Source organism: Pseudomonas sp. NPDC087346 (assembly GCF_044744235.1).
Taxonomy (GTDB): Bacteria; Pseudomonadota; Gammaproteobacteria; order Pseudomonadales; family Pseudomonadaceae; genus Aquipseudomonas.
On sequence record NZ_JBIUXX010000015.1, the window covers coordinates 109423 to 117206 of the forward strand.

The 7784-nt window shown below is 59.8% G+C and carries 8 protein-coding genes; 6 read left to right on the forward strand and 2 right to left on the reverse strand.

What is annotated here, in order from left to right:
* Positions 1 to 336, reverse strand: a 336-nt coding sequence (locus tag ACIOZM_RS12115; protein WP_401213734.1) for an S-adenosylmethionine synthetase N-terminal domain-containing protein, incomplete at its 3' end; no start/stop codon positions are given.
* Positions 337 to 354: 18 nt separating this feature from the next.
* Positions 355 to 1350 (reverse strand): ArsR/SmtB family transcription factor, encoded by a 996-nt coding sequence (locus ACIOZM_RS12120; RefSeq protein ID WP_401213737.1) that lies wholly within the window; start codon positions 1348 to 1350, stop codon positions 355 to 357.
* A 271-nt stretch (positions 1351 to 1621) separates the two neighbouring features.
* On the opposite strand from ACIOZM_RS12120, the gene tkt reads away from it, so the two are divergent.
* The 6 genes from tkt to fba form a co-directional block, all read left to right on the forward strand.
* Positions 1622 to 3619 carry a transketolase gene (gene tkt / locus ACIOZM_RS12125; RefSeq protein ID WP_401213740.1) on the forward strand — a complete coding sequence of 666 codons (1998 nt, stop codon included), beginning with the start codon at positions 1622 to 1624 and terminating at the stop codon, positions 3617 to 3619.
* Between the two features lie 180 nt (positions 3620 to 3799).
* Positions 3800 to 4852 (forward strand): erythrose-4-phosphate dehydrogenase, encoded by a 1053-nt coding sequence (epd, locus tag ACIOZM_RS12130; protein WP_401213743.1) that lies wholly within the window; start codon positions 3800 to 3802, stop codon positions 4850 to 4852.
* Positions 4853 to 4864: 12 nt separating this feature from the next.
* Positions 4865 to 6028, forward strand: a complete 1164-nt coding sequence (locus ACIOZM_RS12135) for a phosphoglycerate kinase (protein WP_401213745.1) — start codon at positions 4865 to 4867, stop codon at positions 6026 to 6028.
* Between the two features lie 34 nt (positions 6029 to 6062).
* Positions 6063 to 6284 (forward strand): hypothetical protein, encoded by a 222-nt coding sequence (locus tag ACIOZM_RS12140; protein ID WP_401213747.1) that lies wholly within the window; start codon positions 6063 to 6065, stop codon positions 6282 to 6284.
* A gap of 57 nt (positions 6285 to 6341) precedes the next feature.
* Positions 6342 to 6674 carry an MliC family protein gene (locus tag ACIOZM_RS12145; protein WP_401213749.1) on the forward strand — a complete coding sequence of 111 codons (333 nt, stop codon included), beginning with the start codon at positions 6342 to 6344 and terminating at the stop codon, positions 6672 to 6674.
* A 266-nt stretch (positions 6675 to 6940) separates the two neighbouring features.
* Positions 6941 to 7784: class II fructose-bisphosphate aldolase (gene fba, locus ACIOZM_RS12150; protein WP_401213752.1), on the forward strand; the 844-nt coding region annotated here is incomplete at its 3' end.

Consider the following 7784-nt stretch of genomic DNA (forward strand, 5'->3'; position numbering starts at 1 on the left):
CTTGGCACGGTCGACACCCTGGTTGATGTCAGGGGACTGCTTGCCGATGATGTTCATCACGCCGCAGGTCGCGCCGTCGAAGCCAACGTCGGAGCTGGTGTAGCCGATGTCGGTGATCACGTCACGAACGATCTGCTCCAGGTCAACCCAGGCCGAAGTGGTGACTTCGCCAGCGATGATTGCCACGCCGGTTTTCACCAGGGTTTCGCACGCCACGCGGGCGAACTTGTCTTCAGCAATGATGGCGTCCAGCACCGCATCGGAAATCTGGTCGGCGATTTTGTCCGGATGTCCTTCAGACACGGACTCGGAGGTGAAGAGGGAGTATTCGCTCATCTCGATGTTTTCCTGAATTTACCGATGGTGAGTGTCGCCAGTCGGTCGCTGAAAGTGGCGAACCTGGATCTGGAAACCATTACGTAAGCCTACATAGAGGCTTTCCCCGGGAACGAGTCCCGCAGCGGTGGCCCAACGGGCCAAATCGTCCTGTTCAAACCCCAACCACAGATCACCGCAGGCCTCCCTGGCCCAACTCTGGTTGTGGCTACATAACTCTGTCACGAGCAGACTACCGCCCGGTTGCAGCAGGTCGGCCATGTGCTTGAGCGCATCGGCCGGCGCGGCGAAATGGTGCAAGACCATGTTCAGCACCACGCAATCGGCCTGAAGGCTTGTGCCGTTCAATGCATCGGCCAATTGCAGGCTGACGTTAATCAGCCGTTCACGTTCGCATACCTGGCGTGCCAGTTCGAGCATCGCCGGGCTGTTGTCCAGCGCGGTCACGGTGGCGAAGCGGCGCGCCAGTTCCGGCAGAAAAGCGCCATCGCCGGGGCCGACTTCGATGGCCGTGGCAGCACCATTGAAGTTCAGTTTGTCGAGCAGGGCCAGCACGCTTTCACGGTACTGCGGCAGGCCGGCAATCAAGTCTTGCTGGGCGCGAAATTTCTCCGCGACCCGTGCGAAAAAGTCCTGGCTGGCCGCCTCACGTTGCCCGTGTACCTGGGCGATTCGCGCCTGTACGTCGTCTGGCAGCGTCAGATTGTCGACTTCGTCCAACAATGCGGCGTGCAGCTTGCCGCCGAGCATTTCAGTGTGGGGCAGGGCGCGACGATAAAAAATCGCGTTGCCTTCACGGCGCGTCGCCACCAGATCGGCCTGGGCCAATACTTTAAGGTGGTGACTCATGCCGGACTGACCGATACCGAAAATCTGCGCCAGTTCCAGTACGCCGAACGAATCGTTGGCCAGTGCGCGCAATACATTCAGCCGCAGCGGATCACCGCCGGCCTTGCACAGGGCCGCCAGCTCGTCGCAGTCGTCATGGCGAATGGAAGGCACACGTAAGTTCATAGGGCTGGCAGTCTAGTGACGGCTCGAAAGCATCGCAAGGCCAATATCAAAAAGTTTTGATATTGCTCGATAAATGGCACTTCTCACTGGCTGGTTAACTCTACAAACGAACAGCGGAAAGGTTTCATCAGCAGAAACCGTCGTTATCCATTGGAAAAACGCCGGCAGATGACTATCTGTCATTGCCCCGAGGCATCCCGGTGAGGGAAAATGCTCGCCTTTTTTCCGTTTCGATTTTTCACTCTGTTTCACAATTCCCAGGAGATCAGCGATGCCTAGCCGTCGTGAGCGTGCCAACGCCATTCGTGCCCTCAGCATGGATGCCGTGCAAAAAGCCAACAGCGGCCATCCCGGTGCCCCAATGGGTATGGCGGATATCGCCGAAGTGCTTTGGCGCGACTACCTCAAGCACAACCCGAGCAATCCATCGTTTGCCGACCGCGACCGCTTCTTGCTGTCCAACGGCCACGGCTCGATGTTGATCTACTCGCTGCTGCACCTGACCGGTTACGACCTGTCGATCGAAGACCTCAAGCAGTTCCGTCAACTGCACAGCCGCACTCCGGGTCACCCGGAATTGGGCTACACCCCGGGCGTCGAGACCACCACCGGTCCGCTGGGTCAGGGTCTGGCCAACGCTGTGGGTTTCGCTCTGGCAGAAAAAGTCATGGCGGCGCAGTTCAACCGCCCAAGCCACAACATCGTCGACCACCACACCTACGTGTTCCTGGGTGATGGCTGCATGATGGAAGGCATTTCTCACGAAGTCGCTTCCCTGGCCGGTACTTTGGGTCTGGGCAAGCTGATCGCTTTCTACGATGACAACGGCATCTCCATCGACGGCGAAGTCGAAGGCTGGTTCACCGATGACACGCCGAAGCGTTTCGAAGCCTATAACTGGCAAGTGATCCGCAACGTTGACGGTCACGACCCGGAAGAGATCAAGACCGCTATCGAAACCGCTCGCAAGAGCCCGCTGCCGACCCTGATCTGCTGCAAGACCACCATCGGTTTCGGTTCGCCGAACAAGCAGGGCAAAGAAGATTGCCACGGTGCCCCGTTGGGTGACGCGGAAATCGCTCTGACCCGCAAGGCACTGAACTGGAATTACGGCCCGTTCGAAATCCCGGCCGACATCTATGCCGAATGGGACGCCAAGGAATCCGGTCGCGCTGTTGAAGCCGAATGGGATCAGCGTTTCGCTGCCTACTCCGCTGCGTTCCCGACCGAAGCCAACGAGCTGATCCGTCGTCTGAGCGGCGAACTGCCGGCTGACTTCGCTGAAAAAGCCTCGGCCTACATCGCTGAAGTTGCTGCCAAGGGCGAAACCATCGCCAGCCGTAAAGCCAGCCAGAACACCCTGAACGCTTTCGGCCCGATGCTGCCGGAACTGCTCGGCGGTTCGGCTGACCTCGCCGGTTCCAACCTGACCCTGTGGAAAGGTTGCAAAGGTGTCAGCGCTGAAGACGCCAGCGGCAACTACATGTACTACGGCGTGCGCGAGTTCGGCATGACCGCAATCATGAACGGTGTTGCCCTGCACGGCGGTCTGGTGCCTTACGGCGCGACCTTCCTGATGTTCATGGAATACGCGCGCAACGCAGTGCGCATGTCCGCTCTGATGAAACAGCGCGTGATCCACGTCTACACTCACGACTCCATCGGTCTGGGCGAAGACGGCCCGACGCACCAGCCGATCGAGCAACTGACCAGCCTGCGCACCACGCCAAACCTCGACACCTGGCGCCCAGCCGATGCCGTTGAATCGGCAGTGGCCTGGAAAAACGCTCTGGAGCGCAAGGACGGCCCATCGGCGCTGATCTTCTCGCGTCAGAACCTGCAGCACCAGGAACGTGATGCCGGCCAGATCGCCGACATCAGCCGTGGTGGTTACGTGCTGAAAGACTGCGCAGGCGAGCCTGAGCTGATCCTGATCGCAACCGGTTCGGAAGTTGGTCTGGCGGTTCAGGCTTTCGACAAACTGACCGAGCAAGGTCGCAAGGTGCGTGTGGTTTCCATGCCGTGCACCAGCGCTTTCGACGCTCAGGACGCTGGCTACAAGCAAGCCGTTCTGCCGTTGCAGGTCAGCGCACGTATCGCCATCGAAGCGGCTCACGCCGACTTCTGGTTCAAGTACGTGGGCCTGGAAGGTCGCGTGATCGGCATGACTACCTACGGTGAGTCGGCGCCGGCTTCGGCATTGTTCGAAGAGTTCGGTTTCACCCTGGAAAACATCCTGGGTCAGGCTGAAGAACTGCTGGAAGACTAAGTCGCAACGCGGTGATCTAGCGGTCACCGCAATTCCCTGTGGGAGCTGGCTTGCCAGCGATAGCGTCCGTTCAGTCAGCATTTATGCTGAAGCGGATGGCCCTATCGCTGGCAAGCCAGCTCCCACAAGGGATGTGCCGCAAATAAGCATTGTGTCTGCCTGCGCATTATCGAGAACCCCATGCCTCAACCGCGTCCTTACAAAGTTGCACTCAACGGCTACGGCCGGATTGGTCGTTGCGTCTTGCGTGCGTTGTTTGAGCGAGGCGAGAAAGCCGGGTTTGAAATTGTCGCGATCAACGATCTGGCGGACATGGCCAGCATCGAATACCTGACACGCTTCGACTCCACCCACGGCCGGTTCCCCGGCGAAGTACGGGTCGACGGCGATTGTCTGCATATTAATGGTGATTGCGTGAAGGTTCTGCGCAGTGCCACCCCCGAAGGCATCGATTGGGCGTCGTTGGGCGTCGATCTGGTGCTGGAATGTTCCGGTGCCTACAACACCCGTGAAGATGGCCAGCGGTTTCTCGACGCCGGCGCACCACGGGTACTGTTCTCGCAGCCGATGGCCAGCGAGGCGGATGTCGACGCCACCATCGTTTACGGCGTCAATCAGGATTGCCTGACCGGCGACGAACTGCTGGTCTCCAACGCCTCCTGCACCACCAACTGCGGCGTGCCGCTGTTGCGCCTGCTGGACAAGGCGATTGGCCTGGATTACGTGTCGATCACCACGATTCACTCGGCGATGAACGATCAGCCGGTGATCGACGCTTATCACCACGAAGACCTGCGCCGCACCCGTTCGGCGTTCCAGTCGGTGATCCCGGTGTCCACTGGTCTGGCACGCGGTATCGAACGCCTGCTGCCGGAACTTGCCGGACGAATTCAAGCCAAAGCCGTACGCGTGCCGACGGTCAACGTGTCCTGCCTCGACATCACGATGCAGACCGCCACGGCGACCGACGCCAATGAGGTCAACCGGATTCTGCGTGAGGCTGCCACCAGCGGCCCGCTCAAAGGCCTGCTGGCCTACACCGAGTTGCCGCACGCTAGCTGTGATTTCAACCATGACCCACATTCGGCCATCGTCGATGCCAGTCAGACCCGTGTTTCCGGCCCAAAACTGGTGAACATCCTGGCCTGGTTCGACAACGAATGGGGTTTTGCCAACCGAATGCTGGACGTTGCAGAACACTATCTGCAAACAGCAACTTCAAAAAAACCGTAGGAAGTGCGACCCATGACCGTGTTGAAGATGTCCGACCTCGATCTGCAAGGTAAGCGCGTATTGATCCGCGAAGACCTCAACGTCCCAGTCAAGGACGGTGTTGTCACCAGCGATGCGCGTATCCTGGCTTCGCTGCCGACCATCAAGCTGGCCCTGGAAAAAGGTGCGGCCGTCATGGTCTGCTCGCACCTTGGCCGTCCGACCGAAGGCGAATTCTCCGCCGAGAACAGCCTCAAGCCTGTGGCCGATTACCTGAGCAAGGCTCTGGGTCGTGAAGTGCCGCTGGTGGCCGATTACCTGGGCGGCGTTGACGTCAAGGCCGGCGACATCGTGCTGTTCGAAAACGTGCGCTTCAACAAGGGCGAGAAAAAGAACGCTGACGAATTGGCCCAGCAATACGCCGCGCTGTGCGACGTGTTTGTGATGGACGCATTCGGCACCGCTCACCGCGCCGAAGGTTCGACCCACGGCGTGGCCAAGTTCGCCAAAGTCGCTGCTGCTGGCCCGCTGCTGGCCGCTGAACTGGACGCATTGGGCAAAGCCCTGGGCGCTCCCGCGCAACCGATGGCTGCCATCGTTGCCGGCTCCAAGGTGTCGACCAAACTCGACGTGCTGAACAGCCTGAGCCAGATCTGCGATCAACTGATCGTCGGTGGCGGCATCGCCAACACCTTCCTCGCCGCTGCCGGTCACCCGGTCGGCAAGTCGCTGTACGAGCCGGATCTGCTGGACACCGCTCGCGCCATCGCCGCCAAGGTCAGCGTGCCGCTGCCAGTGGATGTGGTAGTTGCCAAGGAGTTCGCCGAAACCGCTGAAGCCACCGTCAAGCTGATCGCTGACGTGGCAGCCGATGACATGATTCTGGACATCGGCCCGCAGACCGCAGCGAACTTCGCTGAACTGCTGAAATCGTCGAAGACTATTCTGTGGAACGGTCCGGTCGGGGTGTTCGAGTTCGACCAGTTCGGTAACGGCACCAAGGTGCTGGCCAAGGCTATCGCCGACAGCTCCGCATTCTCGATTGCCGGTGGTGGCGACACTCTGGCAGCCATCGATAAATATGGCGTCTCCGAGCAAATCTCCTACATTTCCACCGGTGGTGGCGCGTTCCTCGAATTCGTCGAAGGCAAAGTGCTGCCAGCCGTTGAAGTCCTGGAAAGCCGGGCCAAGGCCTGAGGCCGCCCGTTTGGCCAGGCAAAGGAGTGTTCACATGGTCAAGTCGTTAGCATTGTTGTTGCTGACCGGTACGCTGGCGGCCTGCGGGAGTAACCCGAAGGCCGAGCCGACACCGGCCCCCGGCGCCGCGCAGAAAAACTGCTACCAGTCCGACTGGCAGGCGGAAACCAACCCGGTACTGAACAAGCGTTCAGGCCCGGATGGACTGGACAAGTACGAGACGCAAACCCCGGCCAAGGAACATGGTTGTCCTTGACGGGTCTGACTCTTTAACTCAGGGCTGGCGGCGTGTGTCGTCAGTCGAGGAACACGGATGAAAGGCTTGATCGCCATTGCGGCGCTGGCATTGTTGGGCGGTTGCGCGCAGATGAACCTGTTTCAGTCGTCCGCACCTGTGGATAACTGGACCACCTGGACCTGTGACAGCCAGGCCAAAGTGCTGTGGCGTTATACCGACGCCAGCCGCAAGGAAGTCGATGTCCGCCTCGGCGGCGGCGATCAGGTCTATCGCCTGAAAGAACAGCCGGGCGCGTCGGGCGTGCTGTACAGCGACGACATGCTGGCGTTTCACGTCAAGGGTGAGGAAGGCCTGGTGTATTGGGTCGCCACCAATGACCTGATCGGCCGTGGTTGCAAGGCTGAGTAATAGACACACCAAAGATTCACTGTGGAGCTTTTGTGGTGAGGGGGCTTGCCCCCGTTGGAGTGCGAAGCGCTCCCAGAGGTTTTACGACTGCTGCGCAGCCGAACGGGGGCAAGCCCCCTCGCCACAGGGTTTCAGCGACAGACAGATTTTGCTTTATCGAATCACCAGACCGGGCTTCGACCCCCGATCTGCAATCACTTGAATAGCCGCCGCCGCTCCGGCAGGCTGGCACGATTAACGACCCTCAACCGGGAGAGACACACACAATGGCACTTATCAGCATGCGCCAGATGTTGGACCACGCAGCCGAGTTCGGCTACGGCGTTCCAGCCTTCAACGTCAACAACCTTGAGCAGATGCGCGCCATCATGGAAGCCGCTGACAAGACTGACTCCCCGGTGATCGTCCAGGCTTCGGCCGGCGCCCGTAAATACGCTGGTGCGCCATTCCTGCGTCACCTGATCCTGGCGGCAATCGAAGAATTCCCGCACATCCCGGTGTGCATGCACCAGGACCACGGCACCAGCCCTGACGTCTGCCAGCGCTCCATCCAACTGGGCTTCAGCTCGGTAATGATGGACGGTTCCCTGGGCGAAGACGGCAAGACCCCGACCGACTACGACTACAACGTCCGCGTTACCCAACAAACCGTAGCCATGGCTCACGCCTGTGGCGTTTCGGTTGAAGGCGAGCTGGGCTGCCTGGGTTCGCTGGAAACCGGCATGGCCGGTGAAGAAGACGGCATCGGCGCCGAAGGCGTTCTGGATCACAGCCAAATGCTGACCGACCCGGAAGAAGCCGCTGACTTCGTAAAACGCACTCAAGTTGATGCCTTGGCCATCGCCATCGGCACCAGCCACGGCGCTTACAAGTTCACCAAGCCACCTACCGGCGACGTGTTGGCGATCGACCGTATCAAGGAAATCCACAAACGCATCCCGAACACCCACCTGGTGATGCACGGTTCCTCGTCGGTTCCACAAGAGTGGCTGGCGATCATCAACCAGTACGGCGGCGACATCAAAGAAACCTACGGCGTACCGGTTGAAGAAATCGTCGAAGGCATCAAGCACGGCGAGCGCAAGGTCAACATCGACACCAGATCGGAAG

What these genes read in the sequence shown, in the direction of transcription:
- ACIOZM_RS12120 (WP_401213737.1), bottom strand. Translation starts at nt 1,350, where the DNA reads ATGAACTTACGTGTGCCTTCCATTCGCCATGACGACTGCGACGAGCTG.
- tkt (WP_401213740.1), top strand. Translation starts at nt 1,622, where the DNA reads ATGCCTAGCCGTCGTGAGCGTGCCAACGCCATTCGTGCCCTCAGCATG.
- epd (WP_401213743.1), top strand. Translation starts at nt 3,800, where the DNA reads ATGCCTCAACCGCGTCCTTACAAAGTTGCACTCAACGGCTACGGCCGG.
- ACIOZM_RS12135 (WP_401213745.1), top strand. Translation starts at nt 4,865, where the DNA reads ATGACCGTGTTGAAGATGTCCGACCTCGATCTGCAAGGTAAGCGCGTA.
- ACIOZM_RS12140 (WP_401213747.1), top strand. Translation starts at nt 6,063, where the DNA reads ATGGTCAAGTCGTTAGCATTGTTGTTGCTGACCGGTACGCTGGCGGCC.
- ACIOZM_RS12145 (WP_401213749.1), top strand. Translation starts at nt 6,342, where the DNA reads ATGAAAGGCTTGATCGCCATTGCGGCGCTGGCATTGTTGGGCGGTTGC.